This window comes from Clostridium sp. SHJSY1, from assembly GCF_031626875.1.
Lineage (GTDB): Bacteria > Bacillota > Clostridia > Clostridiales > Clostridiaceae > Clostridium.
Genome location: NZ_JANDMF010000011.1, coordinates 80,846 through 104,631 on the forward strand (window position 1 = coordinate 80,846; position 23,786 = coordinate 104,631).

Annotated in this window: 15 protein-coding genes; 1 reads left to right on the plus strand and 14 read right to left on the minus strand. The window is 28.3% G+C overall.

The features are described 5' to 3' along the window. The first annotated feature begins 45 nt into the window (after positions 1-45). Positions 46-1,821, plus strand: a complete 1,776-nt coding sequence (locus NNC19_RS07965) for a methyl-accepting chemotaxis protein (protein WP_310938098.1) — start codon at positions 46-48, stop codon at positions 1,819-1,821. 71 nt (positions 1,822-1,892) lie between these two features. Here NNC19_RS07965 and NNC19_RS07970 read toward each other — a convergent pair whose 3' ends face one another. From NNC19_RS07970 to NNC19_RS08035, 14 genes are all read right to left on the minus strand, one after another. Next, on the minus strand, positions 1,893-2,801 hold the full coding sequence (locus NNC19_RS07970) for an LCP family protein (RefSeq protein ID WP_310938099.1): 909 nt from the start codon (positions 2,799-2,801) through the stop codon (positions 1,893-1,895). A 169-nt stretch (positions 2,802-2,970) separates the two neighbouring features. Beyond that, entirely contained in the window at positions 2,971-6,948 is a 3,978-nt protein-coding gene (locus NNC19_RS07975) for a hypothetical protein (protein WP_310938100.1), read from the minus strand. 24 nt (positions 6,949-6,972) lie between these two features. Next, positions 6,973-7,839, minus strand: a complete 867-nt coding sequence (locus tag NNC19_RS07980; protein ID WP_310938101.1) for a hypothetical protein — start codon at positions 7,837-7,839, stop codon at positions 6,973-6,975. Between the two features lie 15 nt (positions 7,840-7,854). Continuing rightward, positions 7,855-9,786 (minus strand): protein kinase domain-containing protein, encoded by a 1,932-nt coding sequence (locus NNC19_RS07985; RefSeq protein WP_310938102.1) that lies wholly within the window; start codon positions 9,784-9,786, stop codon positions 7,855-7,857. Positions 9,787-9,806: 20 nt separating this feature from the next. Next, a complete protein-coding gene (locus tag NNC19_RS07990) occupies positions 9,807-10,574 on the minus strand; it encodes a serine/threonine-protein phosphatase (protein WP_310938103.1) in 768 nt (255 codons plus the stop codon). A 17-nt stretch (positions 10,575-10,591) separates the two neighbouring features. Next, positions 10,592-11,656, minus strand: a complete 1,065-nt coding sequence (locus NNC19_RS07995; protein WP_310938104.1) for an FHA domain-containing protein — start codon at positions 11,654-11,656, stop codon at positions 10,592-10,594. 563 nt (positions 11,657-12,219) lie between these two features. Then, positions 12,220-14,196: a hypothetical protein gene (locus tag NNC19_RS08000; protein WP_310938105.1), complete on the minus strand. Its 1,977-nt coding sequence runs from the start codon at positions 14,194-14,196 to the stop codon at positions 12,220-12,222. Between the two features lie 184 nt (positions 14,197-14,380). Then, positions 14,381-14,848, minus strand: coding sequence for a DUF5085 family protein (locus tag NNC19_RS08005; RefSeq protein ID WP_310938106.1), 468 nt, complete (start codon positions 14,846-14,848; stop codon positions 14,381-14,383). A gap of 2 nt (positions 14,849-14,850) precedes the next feature. Next, on the minus strand, positions 14,851-15,300 hold the full coding sequence (locus NNC19_RS08010; protein WP_310938107.1) for a DUF5085 family protein: 450 nt from the start codon (positions 15,298-15,300) through the stop codon (positions 14,851-14,853). Between the two features lie 128 nt (positions 15,301-15,428). Further along, positions 15,429-16,340, minus strand: a complete 912-nt coding sequence (locus NNC19_RS08015; RefSeq protein WP_310938108.1) for a hypothetical protein — start codon at positions 16,338-16,340, stop codon at positions 15,429-15,431. A 1,012-nt stretch (positions 16,341-17,352) separates the two neighbouring features. Continuing rightward, complete coding sequence (locus NNC19_RS08020) at positions 17,353-18,327, minus strand: hypothetical protein (protein WP_310938109.1); 975 nt, start codon at positions 18,325-18,327, stop codon at positions 17,353-17,355. A gap of 101 nt (positions 18,328-18,428) precedes the next feature. Then, positions 18,429-20,360: a glucosaminidase domain-containing protein gene (locus tag NNC19_RS08025; protein ID WP_310938110.1), complete on the minus strand. Its 1,932-nt coding sequence runs from the start codon at positions 20,358-20,360 to the stop codon at positions 18,429-18,431. 116 nt (positions 20,361-20,476) lie between these two features. After that, the gene (locus NNC19_RS08030; RefSeq protein ID WP_310938111.1) at positions 20,477-22,408 is read right to left on the minus strand and encodes a glucosaminidase domain-containing protein; all 1,932 of its coding nucleotides are present in this window, start codon (positions 22,406-22,408) and stop codon (positions 20,477-20,479) included. 29 nt (positions 22,409-22,437) lie between these two features. Further along, positions 22,438-23,721, minus strand: coding sequence for a transglutaminase domain-containing protein (locus NNC19_RS08035; protein ID WP_310938112.1), 1,284 nt, complete (start codon positions 23,719-23,721; stop codon positions 22,438-22,440). Between the last annotated feature and the right edge of the window lie 65 nt (positions 23,722-23,786).

Consider the following 23,786-nt stretch of genomic DNA (forward strand, 5'->3'; position numbering starts at 1 on the left):
TATTTTTAATAAAAATCTAAAAAGTATGATACAAGGAGTGTTTTTATGAAAAAAATAGGTACTAAAATTGTACTGATGGCTATTACTATAGTATTTTCAACAGCATTTATAATTGGTGCAGTTGTCACTACTCAAAATTATTATAGTAATAAAGAAATGTTAGAGACCCTTCGTAGTACAATGAATGATAATTTTGATGCAAAAATTAAGGAACAAGTAGAAAATGCTATTTCAATGTTGGATGGAGTAAATAAAAGATATGAAAAAGGAGAAATAACATTATCTCAAGCAAAAGAACTTGGAGCAAATTTATTAAGAGGGTTAAAATACGGTAATGGAGGGTACTTTTGGGCCGATACAGAAGATGGAACTAATGTAGTTTTAAATGGCACACCAACTGAAGGAACTAATCGTATGAACCTCTTAGATTCTAACGGATACCCTATGATTAAAAATATCATAGCTACTGGCATGAAAGATGGGGGAGGATATACAGATTATTATTTTCCTAAAAAAGGCGAAACAACTCCTCTACCAAAAAGAGGTTATAGTTTAGAATTCAAACCTTTTGGCTGGATAGTTGGTACTGGAAATTATGTTGATGATATTGACACTTTAATATCTGCTAAAAATCAAGTTTTAAATGACACTTTAAAAAGAAATTTATTATCATTAGTAGGTATCATAGCTGTAATGATAGTTTTTGCTTCAATTAGTGCTATTTACTTTAGTAGAATAATAACAAATCCAATTTTATTTTTAACAAAACTGGTTAATAAAACTTCAGCTTTAGATTTAGAATATGATCCAAGTTTTGAAAAATTAGGTAAATACAAAGATGAAATTGGCATTATATCTAATTCTGTTATTAATTTAAGAAAAGAACTTAGAAACATAGTAAATCTTATTAAACAAGATTCTAAAGAGATTTTCACTTTTGCTGAAGAATTAAATTCTGAAACAGAAAGAACAGTATCTTCAATTAAAGAAGTCACTTTAACAATAGAAGAGCTAGCAAAAGGGGCAACATCCCAAGCCAAAGATGCACAAGAAGGAGCTGAAAATTTATCTGTTTTAGCTAATGAAATTGATATATCTGTTGATAGAACTAAAGAAGTTGAAAATTTCTCAAAGAAAATTAAGGATGTTAACTTAGATGGTAAAGAAACTTTGAAAAAACTTAAAGACAGACTTAAAGAAAACAATGAATCTAGCAGAGAAGTTTCAAAAAATATTGGTACACTTGCAAACAAATCAGCTTCAATTGGAGAAATAGTAGGATCTATTGAAGGAATTGCATCTCAAACTAATCTTTTAGCATTAAATGCAGCAATCGAGGCAGCTAGAGCAGGAGAATTAGGAAAAGGGTTTGCTGTAGTTGCAGATGAAGTAAAAACTCTTTCTGAAATGACAACCCAGGCAACTCAAGAAATTGCAACTGTTATTAATGAAATTCAAAAAGAAATAGATGTAGCTAAAAATAGTATGAACATTGGTGAAGGCATATTAAAAGATGTTAATACTGCTATGAAAGAAACAGATGTAGCTTTTGATTCCATTGGAGAATCTATAGAAAATGCAATTTTAAAAATTTCTGAACTAACTGAAAATATTGAAAAAGTTGGTTTAAATAAAAATGAAATAGTACATTCAGTTGAAGCTATTTCAGCTATTTCACAAGAATCTGCTGCTGCTACTGAAGAAATTTCAGCATCAATGGATGAGCAGCATAGAATTATGGAGAATATTACATATAAAAGTAGTAGCCTAAAAGGAATTTCTAACAGCTTACAGGAAGTAATAAGCAAAATTAAACTATAAACCAAAAGTAGAGATGTTGTTAAACCAATTACAACATCTCCACTCATAATTATAAATTTTTCATTCACTTCTTAATTGCTTCCATAAATGAAGTTATGAAGAGCTTCCACATTAGGCTCTTTCTCCCATTCTAAATGGTATACTCCTGCAGTAAAATCTTTTGTTGTTCCATCTATTGGAATTCTAAACTCTTTAACCCCACCATTACCAATACTTAATAAAATTTTGCCAAGTTCCAAAGACTCTGTTGTAGATAAATTAGTTTCAATATATGATGTAAGCTGTGATGCCACACTTGGATAACTAGTCACAGGTAAATTCTTAGCTTTTTGTAATATCTCAAGCATTATATTTCTTTGTCTACCTGTTCTTTGAAAATCAGAATCTACTAATCTTATTCTTGCATATATTGCAGTTTGTTCCCCAGTTAATGTAACATGACCTGATTTTTTAACCATTTCATATCCTACTTTTTTATTCATCTCTATCCTTTGAGATTCTGTTAAATCCACATCATATCCACCAAAAGTATCAACTATTTTCATAAAACCATCAAAATCAACCTTTGCATATTTGCTTATATCTAGATTAAATAATTCATTTAATTTAGATATTGTAAGAGGAACTCCACCATAATGATAAGCATAATTTATTTTATTGGCTTTTCCTTCCCCAAAGTAAACATATGTATCCCTCATTATAGAAGTTAGTTTAGCTATTTTATCATCTTTATCTAATGATAATATCATTATAGAATCAGACGCATTTTCAATTTGATCAACACCCATTAACAATATATTTGTTATGTGTTTTTCTGCACTTTTCTGTTCAGTTTCCTGTGATACATTTAACTCTTCTTTAGTTTCTGTCAACTCAACTTTGTTTATTCTATTAATTTTGTTATAGGCATATACCCCTGATCCAATTAATATTAACAAAATTGAAATTATTACTATCAGTACCTTACTTCTCTTTCTCACTATTTTTCCTCCCACCTATATTAATCTATTGCTATTATATCACAGTTTTAAATTAACCAAATTATGTTCATTAAATTCATATATTATTATCAATAACCAAAATCTAACCTATACTTCTCTTTAAGCACAAAAAGGTCAGTACAATAAGTACTAACCTTTTTTGTGATATCTAGTCAGTGTATTCAGTTTTAAATGCTTTTTTTGGTCCTTTTCTAAATATGGCAAATCCTAAACCTGCCACTGCAATTACTACCCCTGCAATCAGTGGGTAAAGTATAAATTTATTTGTATATATAGTTGTAAGTACAGTTTTATTTGCAACATTTAAATTGATCTTTTGCTCTGTTTTATTCCCTGCTATATCAGTTGCTTTTAATAAAACTTCATAACTTTTAACATCTGTAAAGTTAAGTTTATATACGTCTTGTCCTATTTCATCTTTATCATGTTTTTCTATTAATTCTCCATTAACAGTTATGCTCTCTATCTTATCATCTGGATTATCTAGTTTAATTGTAGCTGCTGCTGCCTCTAAATATGTCTTATTTTCTTCAATTCCTTCTACTATAAACTTTGGTGGTGTCTTATCGATTATAAATTCAACACTTATATTTTCAATATTTCCAGCTTTATCTTTAACCTCTATAAATAAAACATGTTTTCCTTCCGCTTCAATAGGATCACCCATTTCATAATCTTCCCCATCTAAAGTCATAGATATTATAGTATAATCTGTTAAATCATCAATAATAAATTTAGGAATAACAGTATCTGTAAAATACTTACCTGACATAGGTGTTTCAAATCTTATTATCGGTTTATCTTTATCTATAGTAAAACTTATAGCATCATCTTTTTTGTTATTTGCTAAATCTGTTGCTACTAACTTAAAGTTATAATCTTGTTGTTTCTCTAATTTAGTTCCTGATGCAAATGGTGCACCATTTAACGTTGAAGAAGTTCTAGCAGCATCTAAGTTAGTATCAGTCATTTCAAACTTTGGTGTTATATCCTTATTAAAGAAACCAGCCATTATACCAGAAATTTTTATTTGTGGTGTTGTGGTATCTAATGTAAATGTCAAATTCAAAGTAGTCTGATTTTTAGCTTTGTCACTTGCTACTACTACATAACTAAACTTTCCATCTACTGAAACCATAGGAATATTACCAACAATATTTCCTCCATTATTCAATGTAACTGTATTTATTGTATCTTCTGAATTATCTAATTTAAATATAGGAGTAAATATTCTATTTATATAAGCTCCATCTTTAATAACAGTTCCATCATTACTCATCATTGGAGTTATTTTAGGTGCAGTTTTATCTATTGTAAATTTAATTGAAGTACTATTAGTATTTCCAGCCTTATCTTTTGATGAGAAATTAATTTCATAATTTCCTTCTTGTGTAAATGTATGTGATAAACTAGCTGTTCTTCCAGAAATCACAAAATTTCCTACATTATAATTTTGTCCATTTCTTGTTACTGTAGCATTATTTTCAAGCTGATTAACATCTACACTTGTAAGATTTACAGTTTTATCTACATTATAATAATTATCTGCATCTACACCTGTTATAGAAACAGCTGGTTTTGTTTTATCTGTAGTAAATACCACTGACTTTGTAACAGCTATATTTCCTGAACCATCTTTTGCTGTAACAGTCATTCTATATTCTGCATCATCCTCAAAGTCTGCATAAGTTTGTCTTGTTACAACTCCTCTTCCTTCAGTTCCAAACTTAGGATTGAAAGTTTCTACCTTTCCATCTGGAGTTATCTTTTCATATTTTACAGTAATAATATCATTCTCATAATGATTTTCTGTAACTTTAACTGTCACAGTTTTTTCTGGATTACTAAATGAATTATTTAATTTATCAAAATCCTCTATTTCTATTATTGGAGCTGTTTTATCAACTATAACAACAACATTACGAGTAGTAGTATTTCCAGCAGAATCTGTTGATTCTACTTTTATCTTATAAGTTCCTTCTTCAGTAAAGTTATATGAAGTCTTTCTTTCTATACCAGTTCCTTGAAGTGGACTTACTGTTAAATTTTTTCCATTCTCATCTGTAATTTCAACTAAATCTTTATTATGATTTACATCACTAATAGAAATATTAACAAGCTTATTTTGATTATAGTAATATGTTTTATTATTTTCTAAATTACTAAGATTTCCATTAGCTTCAACTGCCTTTATATCAATAATTGGAGCTGATTGATCTATAGTAAATTTAATTTGTTTATTTTTATCATCCTTAGTTGTATTTAATTCATTCCCTGCTCTATCCTTGGAAACTATATCTATTTTATAAACTCCATCTTGCTTTATTTCACTAAAGTTAAATTTATTTGAATTGGAATCTTTTTTTACAGTTATAGTTTCTCCATTTCCTTTAGAAAACTCCCCTTTTTCATTTACAGATGCTATTACCTTTTCATCTCTTATAACTGTTATTGTACTTGTATCAAAATTATCATCAGTAATATCAATAACTGGTTTTGGTGTTTCATCTTCATTCTTTAAGTTATAATAAGCTTTCATATCTTTTTCAAGTTTAATTGAAGGCTTTGCAGCATCCATTACAAATGTAACTACTTGCTTATCTTCACTACTACCAGAATTAGGTGAATATTTATTTCCTGATTTATCTTCTGCTTCTACTTTTACTGTGTATTTTCCATCTTTTAAAGATGAAAATTTTATTTTCTTAGCAGTTGCATCTTTTGATTCAAACTCTAATTTTACAGCTCCATTATTTCCGCTTTCATCTTGAATATCTTCATTGCTTCCATCTAACTTAGCTGTTGCTATTGTAGCATCTCCTTTTTTAACAGTAACTATATACTTGCTTAAATTTTTATCATTTATTTGTATGCTTGCTGATGTATTTTTTTGATTAGAATATACTATTTCAGAAGCATTGTAATTTTTGCCTCCATAATTAAATAAAACACTTGGAGCCTTTCCATCAACATTCAGTGAAAAACTACTATTAGTTTGACTTCCATCCCACTTTACTAAATTTACATTAACAGTATATTCTCCCTCTCCTAAAGCTTTAGTCTTTTTCTCTAATCTCCCTTTACTTATACCACTAAATATAAAATTCCCATTATCTACCACAGATTTATTCTTATCTGTAATAGTGTAATTTGAACTTATTATATTTACTCCAAAAAAGTTTTCAACACTTATCTTATAACTGCTAGATTTACAATATTTAGACTCGTTAGATTTAATCTCTTCTCCATTTTCAACACCTATTATTTTAATCTGAGAAAGACTTTTACTAATTGCAAATTTTATGCTTGTTCCATCTGCTGTACTACCTTCAACTGTATTGTAAGCTCTATCACTTCCAGTAGTTTTTATAGTATATTCTCCATCCTCATCAAACTTATATGTAAAACTATCTTCATCTTTATTATTCCAATTATATTCATATACTTTAGAGTCTTTATCATTTATCTTATCAACTTTTTTATAGATTGTTGTTACAACATTAGAGTATTTCTTATTTTCCTCATTTAACTTAATATTCATTTCAAAAGGTTCATAAATTGCATTATTTTTTACAACACTACTATTTGCACCAGTATATTCAACCTTTGGAGCATTATTATCTATATTCACTGTAAATGATTTTGTAGCCTTAACTATGCCCCATGTATTTCCATCATCAAAATTAACAGAAAACTTCAACTTACCACTACTCACTGATGTTGGAAGAGTTGTTGTTACAATAAAAGTTCCTCCCTTATCAGGCTTTATATCAGTTGTAGCACCAGTTATTTCAGCATCATTTAATTTAGATGTAACTGTAAAAGGTTTGCTAGAAGAATCAACACCACTTGGCACCTTTCCTAAATCAACAACAAACTGAACAGTATTTTTAGAATTAACAAACCATTCTTTATCTACAACTTCATTATTTTTATCTGCATTTGAATCACTAATTTCTGTTGCCCACTGATTTCTTGATTCTCCTCTTATTGCTTCAGTATTACCAAATTTAATTGCAACTTTTGTCCCATTAGCAGAATAAACAATTGTTGATATTCCACCAATAAACACTAATAGAAAAATTGTTAAGAATCCTATTAACTTTTCTCTTTTCTTTATGCTCACTTCTTATCCCCCTAAGTTCTTTATTTAGATAACTTTATCTGTATGTATAATAGTTATATCTATTTCTTTTGTAAAAATATCTGAAAATCCCTCTTCAGATTTACTAAATAAAGAGCCCCCACTCTCATCAAGAATTCCTGTTTCTTCTTCTGTAAAAATTCCTGTTTCCTCTTCATTAAAAATCCCAGTTTCTTCTTCATTAAGAATTCCCGTTTGCTCTTCATTAAGGATTCCTGTTTCCTCTTCTGCATAAGAAATTCCTGTTTCCTTTTCATTAAGAATCCCTGTTTCTTCTTCATTAAGAATTCCTGTTTCCTCTTCTGCATAAGAAATTCCCGTTTCCTTTTCATTAAAAATCCCTGTTTCTTCTTCATTAAGGTTTCCTGTTTCCTCTTCTGCATAAGAAATTCCCGTTTCCTTTTCATTAAAAATCCCTGATTCTTCTTCATTAAGGTTTCCTGTTTGCTCTTGCTCAAAAGAGTTTTCTGTTTGTCCATTTACTAAATTTGCATTTTCTTCATTCAATATCTTTGTTTCTTTATAATTAACTAGATCTATATCTTCTTCAAACTTTTCTTCATACTCCTCAAAGAATCCTGTATCATCTTCCCAATTATCATCTATAGAATTTTCAATTTCATACTCTCTAGTATTTTCTTTTGCATCCAAAGCTGCCTTACTCTTAATTTCTACTTCTTTTATTCTTTTAACTTTTACCTTCTCGCTATCTGATTTGTCTTTTTTAGTTTTCTTCATTTTCTTATTTCGCTTTATCCCTAATAAATCATAAATTATTTCAACTACATTGCACTTAAAGAAAGCTATTATAGTAATAATTAATAATATTATTGTCAAACCCATACCTAAATAAAACATAACTTCATAGTTCATAATGCTCCCCCAGTACTAAATAATTTCTAGATTTCTTAGTCTTCTTGTTAGCTTCTTGAATTCTGCACTATCATCAGCTCCACTAATCTTAGAAGCTCTAGAATAATAATCTTTAGCTGTAGTATAATTTCTTACCCCATTGCCTTTTGTTTGTTCTAAATCTACTAAAGCATTTATTAGCTTACTATAAGCTTGTATGCTTTGAGGATAACTTTTTATAACACCAGTAAATTTTTCTACAGCAGTTTGATAATCTTTAGTTTCAGTATAAATATCTGCAATTTTTATTAAAACTTCTTCTTTATTCTTAACTTCTAAATCTAGAAGGCTGTTATATAGTTTAAGAGCATTATCATAATAGTTTTTAGCTGTTTCTTTATCTTCAGCCTTAATTCCTTTACTTTGATACGCTTCTGCCATTTTTTGAGTATAGTCAACTTCATATCTAAGATTCAACTGAATATTACCTATATTTTCAAGAATTGAATTTGCCTTTTCTATTATTTCTATTATTTTATCATTAGCTCCTTGAATTTGACCTTTATAAGATCCATAGATAATTGTTAACGCTTTATAATTTGCAAGCTTTTTATCATCATTTGGAAGAGAGTCAACATACTTTTCAAATTCATCAATTTCACCTTGAAGATCATTATAATCAACATTCATATTACTCATACTACTAGCTATGGTTACATAATATTTTGCATCTGGTACCTTTTTTGCGTTAACTTGCTTAAAATACTTAAGTGCTATAGGATAATTTTTATTATTTAGATAAGTCATAGCTACTTTAAATAATACTGTGTTATTCTCATTTATACCTTCATATTTCCCATTAATATAGCTTTCAACCTTTGAAAGTCCAGTATTTGTGTCGCCCATATCAATATAAATATCTAATAAATTTACATATGCATCTGGTAAACTTCCATCAACATCTGTAATTGCTTTATTCAAAATTTCAATACTCTTTGTATATTCTTTATCTAAATAACTTACACCAGCTTCATTTATTAGTGTTTGATAATCGTTATATTTATTATTTTTCAATCCTTTATATCCAACAATAGTCATAGTTGATGATGCTATCAATAAAGTAAAACTTATTAAAAATAATGCCATTTTCTTTATCTGTTTCTTTTTATAACTCTTAGATAGTTTATCTATATTTTCAAAATCATATAAAAGCTCTTCTGCTTTTTGATATCTATCTTGTGGATTTTCTTTTATACATTTATTAATTATTTGTTCTAGTCCTTCTGGATATGCTGGATTAATTTGTCTTATAGGTTTTAGATTCAAATTGCTTTTAAAAGTTAGACCTGTTACTAATTGATATAAAGTAACACCTAGACTATAAATATCTGTTCTACCATCTGTAATTTTCCCTTCTAATTGTTCTGGAGCAGCATATGTACTTGTCCCAAAATTCAGTTTCCCATTCTGCTTATCCATTTTTATTGAGATTCCAAAATCAATTAGTTTAATCTTCCCTTCAGGAGTTAACATTATATTATGAGGTTTCATATCTCTATATATAATTGGTGTAGGTTGTCTACTATGTAGATAATTTAATACATCACTTAACTGTTTGCCCCATTCAATGACATCATAAGAATCACACTTCTTTTCTCTGTCAATTTTTTTCTTTAAGGATTCACCTTCAACATAATCCATAACAACATATATATGATTATCTCCTTCTATGATGTCATAAATCTTAGGTAAATTAGGATGATCTAAAAATGTTAATAGATCAGCTTCTGCCTTTAAACACTCCAACAAAATATCACTATTAATTTTATTTCCTTTTCTAATATCCTTAAGAACTACCGATTTTTTCAATCTATCATCTGCAGCAAGATATACAATACTCATTCCACCTCTATCAATCTCTTTGAGTATTTCATATCTATTATCAATAACTGTTCCAATATTAATCAAAGTATATCACCTCATCGTTTCTAATGAACTTTAATAATTAAACCTGTTATATTATCAACTTCTTGTCTACTTTTAACTAATTCTATAAAATTCTTAGCTTTGTTATTAATTTCTTCTGAATCACTTAATTCACTCCATCTAAGTTCATTTAAAATTTCATTGTTAGAAATCTTTCTATAGAATCCATCGGAACATATTAAAAACACTTCATTTCCTTTTACTTCTCCTGTAATCATAACAGGATCGACTTCTCTTTTAGCTCCAATACATTGCAATAATACATTTCTCCTTGGATGACTTTCAGCTTCTTCTTTAGTTATAATACCTCTATCAACTTCTCTTTGTACAAATGTTTGATCTTCTGTTAGTTGCTCTACACTATCTGTTATTTTATATGCTCTACTATCTCCAACTTGAAAAATATAATATTTATTATGTACAAAAAGACATAAAGTAAGTGTTGTACCTAGTCTTTGATTTTCTATAAATCCATATTCAAAAATCTTATTATTCAAACTCAAAATTTGTCCACATATAAACTTATAAAGATCCACTTCATCCACAGTATCAAATTTAACATGGGCCAAAATTTCATCAAACCACAAACCCATCCCACTTATAACAGTTCCACTTGCAAGTTCTCCAGAGGATAATCCTCCCATTCCATCACAAACAACAAAAAGTCCAAGTCTCCCATATGGACTTTTTGCTGTTTTAATTAGTAGTGCATCTTGATTTATTTTTTTTCTAAGCCCTGCATCTGTATGATATCCTACTGTAAATTTCATTTATTAACTCTCCTTAATTAATAAAGTTTAAACACAAAAGTTTCATTTGATAGCTTAATTTCATCATCATTTTTTATACTATATTCTGTCATAGGATTTATTCTTTCTCCATTTATGAAAGTTCCATTTCTTGATGAACTATCTAAAATATAATATTGTTCATATTTTTTAATAATTATTGCATGTAATCTTCCTACTAATCTATTATCAATAACAAAATCGCAAGATGTCTTGTCCCTACCGATCTTAAATTTATCTTTAACAATCTCCATAGTTTCAGAAGAAGATATTCTCTTAATGCTTGCCACTAAATTATAATCTTCATCTACTCCTATTATTGTAGTTCCATCATCAACATCTAAAATTGTTGTATCACTTTCTTCATCATTAATAGTGAACTTATCATCATTATCAAAATTTAATTCTATATGATTTGTTTTATCTTCATTTTCAAAAACAATTTCTTTTTCTTTTGATAAATCAGGTTCACTTACTACCTTATAATCTACTTCATTTTTGTCTTCATGTTCATTATTTACAATATCTAATAATATCTCTAAACCTTCTAAAGTGAATTCTTTATCATTTAAATAATTGTGAACATTAACAAAAAAACTTAAATCATCATTTGGATCATAATTAACTATAGATATTATATCTTTTATAAACCTTCTTATAGATATTTCTTTTTTTTCTTCTTCTAAAGGTAAATATATTAAATATATTTCTTTACTATTTGTATCAATAAAAACATAATCTTTATCTAAAATATAATTGTTTATATTTATACCTTTTTTATTTGCTGTTTTAAATAACTTTATTAAACTTCTAATAATATCGCTTAACTTGGTTTTACCTATATATTCTTGCAAAAATTCTTCTAAAGTTTTCTCATCTGTAACATGATATGTAACCTTAACTTTCTCTCCTTCTACTACTAGAAAGGCTGGCAAAGTACCAGGAATTATATTACTATCAATTATCTCCTTGTCAAACTCCTTGACTAAACTATCTCTATTTTCACCGGAGTAAATGAAATATTTTATTTTTCCTAAATCTACCTTTTTCAATTCTACATCCATACTTTTACTCCTTTTTCTCCACTATCTCTAGAAATTCTACAACACATGAAAATATAAGTAAATAGGACCTTTTACAGTTTTTTTATAGGACTAAAGTCCTTTATTCCACTTATTGGAATAAATTTTAATTTATAATTCCTCAAATTACTATTAAGATTATTTAATTTTATACGATAATATTTTTATAACCTATAATGGAATTGGAGTTTCATTCTTTCTTATGTATATCCTTCAAACTCATTGAAAAGAAAAAGGCAAAGACTTAATAGTCTCCTAATCTTTTTAATGCTTATTTTTTCTTCATACAATTACTTTTATACTTAAGTAAAGATATGGCTCCTATTCCTAAGACACCTAATATTTCTACATTAATATGTAATTGATATTTTATCACTTTGGTGTTTGGTTAATGTTGTTGTTTTACCATTGGTATTTGTTGTTGTTACCATTGGTAATGGTACTAGAACAGTGTTTTTCACTTTTCTAGTACCATTTTTTATATCTTTAAATTTGAAGTAAAAAGGAACAGACTTCTCTGTTCCTTCTATTATATTTATTATTTATTATGAATTCTTACTCTTTTTTTTCATCATAAGAGCTACACCTGCACCAATTAATGATACAGCTCCCACTCCTAAAACACCTAACATTCCTGAATCACCTGTTTTTGCAACTTCACTATACTCTTCTTTGCTAGTATTATTTGCTGTTGCTTCACTAGTTTTTGCTGGTTCAGTTGTTGTTTTACTAGCTGTTGTTGTTGTTTGATTAGTTGTTGTATCCTTAGCTGGAGTTGTTGTTGTATCCTTGCCTGGAGTTGTTGTTGTATCCTTACCAGGAGTTGTTGTTGTATCCTTACCAGGAGTTGTTGTTGTATCCTTACCAGGAGTTGTTGTTGTGTCCTTACCAGGAGTTGTTGTTGTATCCTTACCTGGAGTTGTTGTTGTATCCTTACCTGGAGTTGTTGTTGCATCCTTACCTGGAGTTGTTGTACAATCTTTTCCTGGAGTTGTTGTGCAGTCCTTACCTGGAGTTGTTGTACAGTCCTTGCCTGGAGTTGTTGTGCAATCCTTATCTTTTGTACAATCTTTGTTCTTTGTTTTGTCTTTATCATTTGAACATTCTTTATCTTTTGTACAATTTTTGTCTTTTGACTTATCAGTTTTTGTACCTTTTTCTACTTTTTCACATTGTCTTGATTTTATTATTTTACCCCAACAATTTGTTTCAACGTTAGTTGAAGTATTAGTCTTAGTTGTTTCTGAAGCTTGTTTTACTGCTTCTTGAACTGCTCCACATACTATATTAAAACTATATTTTGTATTTACATCTATATCTATAGATAATGATTGCTTATTTACTATTTTGTTTATTATAGTTGTTATTTCAGTTTCTTTAATTTTTGACTTATATTCATCAGATATTGTCTTTATATTTACAATTTTACCCTTACTAATTTCAACTGAAATTTTTATTGTAAGTCCATCAGAACCTTTTCCAGTTACTGTATATATACCATCTTTGCATTTTTGTAAATCAGCATTGATATCTGCTTTCACTTCAGTATTAACAGTCGTACTTGTTGTTGTACTTGTTGTTGTACTTGCTGTTACACCTTGCTTTAATGCATCTTGTATTGCTCCACATACTATATTGAAACCATATGTTGCATTTGCATCTATATCTATAGATAATGATTGCTTATTTACTATTTTGTTTATTATATTTGTTATTTCAGTTTCTTTAATTTTTACTTTATAATCTTCAGATACTGTTTTTATATTTACTATCTTACCTTTATTAATTTCAACTGAAATCTTTATTGCAAGTCCATCAGAACTCTTTCCAGTTCCTGTGTATATACCATCTTTGCATTTTTTCAAATCAGAGCTTATATCTACTTTTGCATCAGTATTAACAGTTACATTTGTTGTTGAAGCTTGTTTTACAGCATCTTGCACTGCTCCACATATTATATTGAAGCTATATGTTGCATTTGCTTCAATATCTATAGATAATGATTGCTTGCTTACTATCTTTTTTATTATAGTTGTTACTTCAGTTTCTTTAATTTTTGATTTATATTCTTCAGATACTGTTTTTATGTTTATTATTTTACCTTTACTAATCTCAACTGAAACTTTTATTTCAAGTCCGTCAGAACTCTTTCCAGTTCCTGTGTATATACCATCTTTACACTTACTAATATCTGTATTGATATTAACGTTAGTGTTTACATTGGTATTTGTGTTTACATTTGTGTTTGTGTTTACATTCGTATTACCATTTCTGTTACATTCTGACCTTTCGCCTATAAACCATTGTTTCATTTGCTCAACATTTTTCAATTGTCCATATGATATACAACTTATGCCACTCCTGTCTTTGGTCTCACTTATCTTACCATACTGTTGTGATTCTGAAACCGTTTGATTTTTTGCTACTACTGTAGCACTTGCTGGCAATGATTGTGATGCCATAAATAAAATTACAGCACCAGTTAGTGTTTTTTGCATTAAGTTTCTTGCTAGTTTACTCATGCTTATCCCCCTTGCAATAATATGCTATTAAATAACTAGAATTTTTTTCTTTTCTAGCCTTTCATAAACTATTTTACCTTTGACGATAAACAGTGTAAATAGGACCTTTTTCAGTAATTTTGTAGGACCTTAGTCCTCTTTTTGCTTTTTTATAAACATAAAGTTAATTATTTTAAATTTTACATTAAAAAGCGCCTTTTTCGCTTTCTCTTTCAACAACTCCTATTTTAATAAAAACATATTGCATAGAACTGTCTCCTGAAACTATATGAAATATTGGAGTTATTTGAAACAAGTTATTTTCATTAATGTAAGTTAAAAGATTATAATAAGCTAATTCAGTATTCTCTTCTATATCTTCATATATACAAGTGGATATCATATTTTCGATACTGTAATAACTGTGAAATTCTAAATCATAAAGATCATAGATATGGTCTTCATATATAGGCATGAAAAATTCACCTTCTACGTTTTCTGACATAGGTAAACTGTTTATAGAATAATAAAAAGGACCTTTAGCTTTTAGATTTTTATCGCTAATACTCATTAAAAAATTATTAATTTCTTCTTCCATATTCTTATAATGAAAATTCACTTTTTTAGATACTACATTACTAAACCTAAGGTTATCTTCTGAATTTATATACATTTTTAATTCTCCTCTTTAATAGGTGCAAAAATATCTATTATCCCTGACCCATATACCTCTAAATAAATGTTATAAAATGGCTCTGTAATTTGAAAATTTTGTGACTTAGCACAAGCTCTGATAATATCATATGAATCCTCTAAATTTTCTTCAAGATCTATATGTCTTAAAGCAAGTCCATCTTCTATTAAAAAATGATTATAAAAAGTATATTTACTATTATCTTTTATCTTCAATCTATTATTTACTGGTATGTAAATACTGTAATCTCCCTCTTGCTTTTCTTCATCATAATTTTCTATCTTATAAAATATAGGGCCTGTTGCATACAATCCATTTCTAATTACTGCATTTCTTAATTCTTGTGCATCCTTGTACCAATTATGAACATCACTTCTTGTTTTAGCACACAAAACATTATTAAACTTTAATGATGAACGTCTTATTTCCATGGAAGTCTCCCCCCCTTATTTCTTTCCATTTTTTCAAACCTCTAATTTATCTTATCTTCTCTAAAGGCTATTCTATTTAAATAGTTAAGAATATAAATTTATTTAAATAGAATAACTTTCAGCACCTCTTACCAAAACACTCTATTTATTGTAATTCCTATACTATTAAAAATATTTTTACTATCTCTAACCTGAAAATTATTTTCTTTATATTTAAAAGTTTTATTTTTCTCATTTAATTTATCTTCATGTGATAACATCGTAAGTCCAGCTTTTATTGTAGTGCCCACAATAGTTCCAACTGGCAATAAAACAAGTGAATTTACATCTTTTTTAGGTATCTCACTATCAGTTATCCCTGAATCTATAACAAACTCTTTTATGTTATCCATATCAAATTTCTTTTTAGCTTTTAAACTTTCTAATCGTGTAACAAAAGAAAGTGATGTACTTATCATCCCATTCTTTTTTCCTATATTTACCTTCTCAAATGCATTAGTCCATTCATTTGGTTTAAACTCATTCCACACCTTTAAATTTCCTTTAAATCCATCATCTTTATATGTTATTGTTTTTAAATTATTACATTCCCTACTAATAAAATTAGAAAAGTCATCAAAATAATGTTTTTCTGAAGTGGTACTATCTTCTTGTGATAAAATAAATAATTTCGCCTTTTTCTTAGGTTCAAACCTATTTACTTTAACTACCATTCTTCTATCCACTGCTTTTAAAGTATAATAAAATGAATTTGGATCATTAATTTTCAAAAAAGCTCTAAAATTAGATTTCACATCAAAGTTTGTGGAATTTTCTACACTAATTTTACGGTTCTTTAAATTAATATTAATTTCATCAAGCATCATCTTGTTAATGTTTCTAACTTTAAATTCAATATTTCCATACTTTTCAGAATACTTTTCAAAGAATCTTAAAATATTTTTAAGTAAGCTTTCAAAATTTAAAAAATGAGCTTGCCTTCTTATTGATTTACTTTCATAAATTGTCCCTTGAATTTCTTTAACGTTTATTTTAACCACAACAGATTTCACCAACTTTCTATAACATACTTTTATTAAAAATTTTAATACTTGCAACTTCTCCAAGCATACTTTAATACCTAATATATTCCTTTATAAAATTAACTAACGCAAATCTTAATTAATTTTATAACCTTAACTTCAAGCATATATTCATCTTAAAGTATTCTCCCCCCAGATACTGCATTAATGAAATCAATTTCCTTAATTCATTATAAAATATCCTTGAAGATTCTTGTGTTGCAAGTACTAATCACTCTTGAAACTTTTTTCTCTTTCCTAATTGCACCTACAGACAAGCCATAATCCGGATTAACTTGTATTTAATTGTACAAATTTACTAATAATTATGAATGTTAAAAGAATTGTACTTCTCAGAGCTCCCCCTATAGAGCCTTCAGAAATTTATATAATACTTACCCCTAAGTCTTATCAGTATGAAAAATATCCTGTTCTTTCTTTAAACATTTTCCAGAATTATATTTGCCTTCTTTATGGCTTTAAAAGGTCTGTAATAAATAAACATTAAGAATCTAAAATTTCAATTTAGGTATAACTAAAGTCAAACAAATATACCTTTTATTTAACTTAATTAGATAGGTTAAATACCAAACTTGTACTATTTTATATTTAAACCAATTATACAATTTCATTTTACATTAGCTGAAAAGTGGTGTAAATAGGACTATTTTACGTAATTTCATAGGACTATAGTCCTTTTTAAGTTAAAAAATAACCATATACATTTGTATACTAGTTCCTTTATTTTCCCTATAAAATGGTGATAATACTTTACCCATTTCACACTCTCCAAACCCTTGAAATGACTAAGTTTGAAAGGTTAAATTTTCTATACATTTTTATGCATAAAAAAGGAACTGTTCACTAATTAACTAGCACAACAATTCCTTAAATAAAATTATATATATCCTCTATAACTTTTTACTAAAAAGCTCCAATTTTTTGAGCTATCTATAATGAATAAAACTCCATTTATAGATAGCTCTCTTTACTACTTATTTATCAAATTATTAAAATTGTTTTTTCTCTTTTTATAAATAAATGCTATGCAAACTCCTATAGCTATTATACCTAAAACTAAACTTATATATATATAAGTTTTACTACTACTTTTTTTCTCAACATCACTTAAATTTTTTGAATCATTACTACTCTTATTTTCTGGAGAATTTTCACCAAAACTCTTCTCTAAACTATCAGTTCCTTGAGCTATTTCCTCCTTATTTTCTGAATCATTACTACTATCCGATGTTTTATCGCCACTATTATCTGATATTTTATTACCACTATTTTCTCCAGTATTATTACTACTAGCACTTACATCATCAGATTTATTGCCATTTTCCCCATTAGATTCACCTGAAGTTATTGATTGATTCTTATTTTCTGGATTATTAAGGTCTTTTGTTTGTTCACTTATTTCATTGCTTACTTCTTTTCCATTAGAAAACTTCACACCATCCATATTTACCATTACTTTATTTGACTTTCCCACAATTTCATATGCAACATCCTGCTCTTTTATAGAAAGATTTCCATCCTTTTTAGCTTTTCCTTTAATTGTAAGAAACCTAGTTGTCCCATTAATTCCAGAGGACTCTCCCAAAATAGCAAATCCATATCTAGCTAAATTCCCATCCTTAGCTGTTTCATTATAAGCTATATATATATTATTATTTTCTTTGATTTTGGGATTAATTTCTATAGAATTAACCTCTAATAAAGTATTATCATATGTATAATCAACGGACCCTCCAAAAAAGTTAGGTAAATTGTTTAGGTCAACATTGATTTCAACAGCTGAACCTGCTTTAACTTCCCCACCAGTGCCCCCATTAATACTAAATTTTATTTCTCTATTATCAGCTGCTAATACAACTTTGTTATAAGGTAATATTAAAAATAGGATTATAGTTAAGATTATAGTAAAAATACCAAATCCAAATGTACATTTAGTTTTTTTCATATTGCTTCCCACCTTATTTTTATGAATGTACAATTTCAAATATATAGTTCTATTATACAAGAAACATATATAAGAAGCATTAGTAAACACCTGCCACTATTCTAAAGTTTCGTTGCTATTTTAACTAAATCATAGATATCAATTATTCCATCTCCATTAAAATCATATCTAATATTCCAATTATCTTGTCCACTCTTTGAATTATATGATTCTCCAATTAAAGCTAAATCAACTACATCTACCTTTCCATCGAAATTAATGTCCTGGTCATTAAATCCATTTTTACCTTTATTGATAAATTCTATATTTTCTGTACTAACATATCCTTTAACATTCCAATCATATACTCCTTCAAAATCTCCTAAAGAATTTGGAGTAGTCCTTTCTGGATTAATTTCAAAACTGTTTGTCCCACTTACGCTTGCTGTTCTAGCTGCTGAAATTGCAGCTACTGCACCAACAAAACTTCCATTTCCAGGATTAACTGATGTTTGTATATTATACAAAAGTGTACCAGCAGAATTTTTTACAGCATTTGCTCCAGTATATCTAATTAGTTGATAATAATTATAATCTTTCATATTAGATATATTTCCACCAGATAAATATTTTTCTGCTTCCATTGCAAAGGAAATAGCCTTTTCAGACCAAAATGGGTCAGATGCATATTTTACATTTACGCCAAGATTCTTATTTCCTAGAAAGCCTCCATAATTTCTCCAGTCCTTTGTATCTGAATATCCTCTTGAAATATAATTTTTAGCAAACTCCATAACACTAGCAGTTGGACTACTATAATAACTAGTATTTTTATCTGTATTATTATCAGTTGCATTTAAACCAAACAGATTATTTCTATTCATTGCATAATTTGAAGTTCCTCTAGCTGATTCATTCATAGCCACTGATAATGCTAAAAGTGCATTAACTCCATAAGTTGATTCCGCATCTTTAAATGCTTGTCCAAGTCCTCTAAGTTTGCTGCTTTCTGATGTTACACTTTGGATATATGAATTTAATTCTGTTGCAGTATAATTGGTCTTTGTTCTAAAAGGTAAATAGTTATAATAATTGTAATATGGATTATTAGAATTTACTGCATTATTATGATTTCTATTCTGTAAATCAGTTGTCAATGTAATAAGCCCATTTTTTATACCTTGTGAACCATCATAAAAATAGATTCCATCATAACTATAATACCTTTGTCCTTCTTTTAAATAATTAGGTGCTACCCCTATAGTTAGAATATTTCCTTTTCCTGGAGTTGACATACTTACTGATATATAATGTCTTAATAATCCATTTGATACTGTATAATAGCAAGGATTAGTCACTTGATTTATGGGTTGTATTAAAAGATCTCTATTAGAATATTTTTGATTAGTAACATTTCTATTTATGTTTTTATTCATCCATCCCTCATAACCTGAAACTAAAACCTTAGCTTCATTTTCTCTATTTTCAATAAGAGGAACTTCACTTATGTATCCATCATGAATATATGTATATGCATTGCTAAAATTTGAATCAGAATATACATACGAAAGAACATCTCTTCCTGAAGTAATATGGTCACTATATAATTTCCACACCCTTCCTATAGATTCTGTAGCATAAATAACTTCTCCATTAGAATCTATAACTGTTGGAATTATTGAGCCTGAAGAATAACTTGCAGTTAAACTTTTCTCTTCATTTTTAGCTATATTAACGGCAGAATCATAAGTATCTGCCTTTCCTACATAAGAATAACTTCCATCACTATATGCCAAAGTAACTTCATAATTAGCATCTGTCTTTGGTACTATTACTTCATAACTTGAATTTTCTTTTTCATTTTCTTCCAATTGTGTTCTTTCTTCATTTGTCAGAACCCTTTCTCCATCACAAGATAAAACTCCCCTAGACATAGTTTCAATTACTCTTTTTTCATATTTTTGTCCTGATTTTATATCTACCGCTTTCACTAAACTTTGCGGCAAACATATAACACCAAGCAACAAAAAGGCTGATATTTTTCTTCCCCTCATCTTTTTCCCACCTTTTCTCGTAATAACCATAGTTTACTATACTCGGCTTCTTTTTACAATTGCTTGCAGGAAAAAGCTTATTCTGTTATGTATATTAATATTTCAACAAAATAATACTATAATTTAGTAGATACTTTAACAACATCGTATATATCCACTATTCCATCTCCATTAATATCAAACCTACTATTCCACAGTATTTCTCCTCTTTTTGAATTATAGAATTGTCCAACTTGACTTAAATCAATTATATCTATATTCCCATCAAAATTGATATCTTCATCTTTAAATCCACTTTTTCCTTTATTAATAAATTCTACATTAGATATACTAACATATCCTTTAATATTCCAATCATATGTTCCCCCAAAATCCCCCAAGGTATTGGGAGTAGTCCTTTCAGGATTAACTTGAAAGTTACTCACACCACTTAAACTTGTGGTTTTAGCTGCTGAAATTGCTGACACCCCTCCTACAAAGCTGCCATATCCCGGATTAATCCATGTTTGTATACTATATAAAAGTGTACCTGATAATGTTTTAACAGAGTTAGAGCCTGTATATCTAATTAACTGATAATAATCATAATCCTTCATGTTAGATATGTTTCCACCTGATAAATACACTTCTGCTTCCATTGCAAAAGAAACAGCCTTTTCAGACCAAAATGGATCAGACGCATACTTTACATTTGCCCCAAGCTTCTTATTTCCTAAAAAGCCTCCAAAATATCTCCAATCTGAAGTATCTGTATATCCCTTTGATATATAAGCTCTTGCAAATTCCATTACACTAGCTGTTGGCGTGCTATAATAACTAGTATTTTGATCTGTGTTATTATCTGTTGCATTTAAGCCAAATAAGTTATTTCTATTCATGGCATAATCTGAAGTTCCTCTAGCTGATTCATTCATAGCTACTGATAATGCTAAAAGTGCATTAACACCATAAGTTGATTCTGCATCTTTAAAAGCCTGTCCCAGTCCTCTAAGCTTACTTGTTTGTACTGTTTTGTTATTAATATATGAATCTAATTCTGCTGCAGTATAATTAGTCCTTGTTCTAAAAGGCAAATTATTATAATAATTGTAATAAGGATTATAAAGATTTACAGAATTATTGTGATTTCCATTTTGTAAATCAGTAGTTAATGTAATCAACCCTTTCGCCATTCCCTGTGAACCATCATAAAAGTAATTGCCATCATAACTGTAATATGTTTGTCCTTCTTTTAAATAACTAGGAGCTACACCTATAGTTCTCATATTTCCTTTACCTACAGTTGTCATACTTATAGATATAAAATGTTTTAACAATCCATTTGATACTGTATAATAGCTTGGATTAGTCACTTGACTTATTGGCTGTATTAAAAGATCTCTGTTAGGATATCCACTTCCTCTTACATCTCTATTTATATTTTTATTCATCCAACCTTCATATCCAGCAACTAAAACCTTAGCTTCATTTTCTCTATTTTCAATTAGAGGAACTTCACTTATGTATCCATCATGAATATATGTATATGTGCTAGCTAAACTTAATGTTGAACTAGAATAAACATAAGACAATACATCTCGTCCATAAGTAATAGAATCACTATAAGCTTTCCACACCCTACCAATAGCTTCTGTTGCATATACAACTTGCCCACTAGAATCAATTACTGTTGGAGTTATTGAAGCAAGATTAACTGTTAAACTCTCTTTAGCTCCTTGAGCCATCTTTACTGCTTCATCATAACTATCTGATTTTCCTACATAAGAATAACTTCCATCACTATACGCTAAAGTAACTTCATAATTGGAATTAGTTTTTGGCACTAATACCTCATAACTTAATTTTTCTTTTGCAGCCTCATCTAATTGAACCTTATCTTCACTTGTTGCCATTAGATTTCCATCTGAAGATAAGGATTTTTTTGTCACTGTCTCAACTACTCTTTTTTCATATTTTTGTCTTGATGTTATATCTGCTGCTTTCACTGAAATATTTGATAAAGATATAACTGATATCAACAAAAAAATTAAATTTTTTCTCATATTCATTTGTTCCCCACCCTTTTATTGATTAATCTTTAGTTAGTTAAGCCTAGAGTTTTTGTCTTTTTAATTCCATTTTCATTATATTTTATAATAAGATTCGATCCTCTTTTGTACATGTCATCAAAGGCCCCTGAAAATACAAAGATACGCTCCTTCTTTTTGTTTATTGGATTAAATTTATATAAATAATATACTCTCTTATCAGATGCATCATAATTAAAGTTAAGACAGTATAAATTATTTTTATCTACTTCAATATCAAGAGTGTAATCATTATTATTAACTAAATTCTCATTTTTTCCTTGTAAGTCTATTGCATAAATAAAGTATTTCTTATTCTTTAAATCAGAATAATACATCTTATCTTCAAATCTTTTAAATTTATAACCATTTTTTAAGAAATTAAATCTATCATTAAAACAAATTGGATATTCTACCTCGTTCCACTTATGAGGATTTGTCCCACTTTTTAATTCACTACTTGTTACATTGAAATACTTATAAATCGCCTCTTCTTCATTACCTTGCCAATCATCCCAAGTTAAATCAAGAAAATAATAGTATCCATCAATAAGAACATAATTCCAAGCATGATTCATTTCTTCACTAACAACAACACCAGATTCTATATTGCTATCTCTTAAAAGAAGCTGTGCTGCTTTTGCATATCCATCACAAACTGAAATCCCATTAACTAATGCTCCATAGGCTGTATGTTCAATTGATGGTACAGTATTTTTATAATAATTTTCCTTATCATAAGTACAATTTTCAATTATATAATCATGTATTATATATTCTTTTTCTAATTCTGTAGTTGCTTTTGATAAGTAATTCTTCTTTATCTCTTGAACTCTATTATTAAACTTAGTTTTCATAGTATCTATGGTTTTATTGTCATAAATATAATTTACTAAAAGGTTATAGGATACTATCTCTCCAGTTGACTTATCATAAGAAGCATCACAATCAACAGTAACTTCTGAGTAAAAAATTTCTGGATATTTATCTAAAGTATCATAATAATATTCCATAGGAATCTTATAATCACTTTTATTTTTGAAATATTTTATATAGTTATCTAAATTAATTATAGCCTGCTTATTCTCTAAACCATCCTTTATCGCTCTCATTATTAACTGTTTTCCTATTGATTCATCTGTTTTGCAACTATAAGATTTAAAATTCTTACTCTGAAAATTTTTATATCCCATATTTTCATTATATATATCTGAATTTTTAGATACTGCTTTGATATTAACTCCCAAAAAGCTTAAGCAAAATGTGATTAATAAAATTCTTGGTATTTTCCCCATGATTTTCCCCCTATCATTTTCATGTACATAGTTTATTTTTATCGTAGCAGTATCCTTATAACAAA

Coding starts and splice junctions, on each gene's coding strand:
- NNC19_RS07965 (WP_310938098.1), top strand. CDS start 46: ATGAAAAAAATAGGTACTAAAATTGTACTGATGGCTATTACTATAGTA.
- NNC19_RS07980 (WP_310938101.1), bottom strand. CDS start 7,839: ATGAACTATGAAGTTATGTTTTATTTAGGTATGGGTTTGACAATAATA.
- NNC19_RS07990 (WP_310938103.1), bottom strand. CDS start 10,574: ATGAAATTTACAGTAGGATATCATACAGATGCAGGGCTTAGAAAAAAA.
- NNC19_RS07995 (WP_310938104.1), bottom strand. CDS start 11,656: ATGGATGTAGAATTGAAAAAGGTAGATTTAGGAAAAATAAAATATTTC.
- NNC19_RS08000 (WP_310938105.1), bottom strand. CDS start 14,196: ATGAGTAAACTAGCAAGAAACTTAATGCAAAAAACACTAACTGGTGCT.
- NNC19_RS08005 (WP_310938106.1), bottom strand. CDS start 14,848: ATGTATATAAATTCAGAAGATAACCTTAGGTTTAGTAATGTAGTATCT.
- NNC19_RS08010 (WP_310938107.1), bottom strand. CDS start 15,300: ATGGAAATAAGACGTTCATCATTAAAGTTTAATAATGTTTTGTGTGCT.
- NNC19_RS08020 (WP_310938109.1), bottom strand. CDS start 18,327: ATGAAAAAAACTAAATGTACATTTGGATTTGGTATTTTTACTATAATC.
- NNC19_RS08025 (WP_310938110.1), bottom strand. CDS start 20,360: ATGAGGGGAAGAAAAATATCAGCCTTTTTGTTGCTTGGTGTTATATGT.
- NNC19_RS08030 (WP_310938111.1), bottom strand. CDS start 22,408: ATGAATATGAGAAAAAATTTAATTTTTTTGTTGATATCAGTTATATCT.
- NNC19_RS08035 (WP_310938112.1), bottom strand. CDS start 23,721: ATGGGGAAAATACCAAGAATTTTATTAATCACATTTTGCTTAAGCTTT.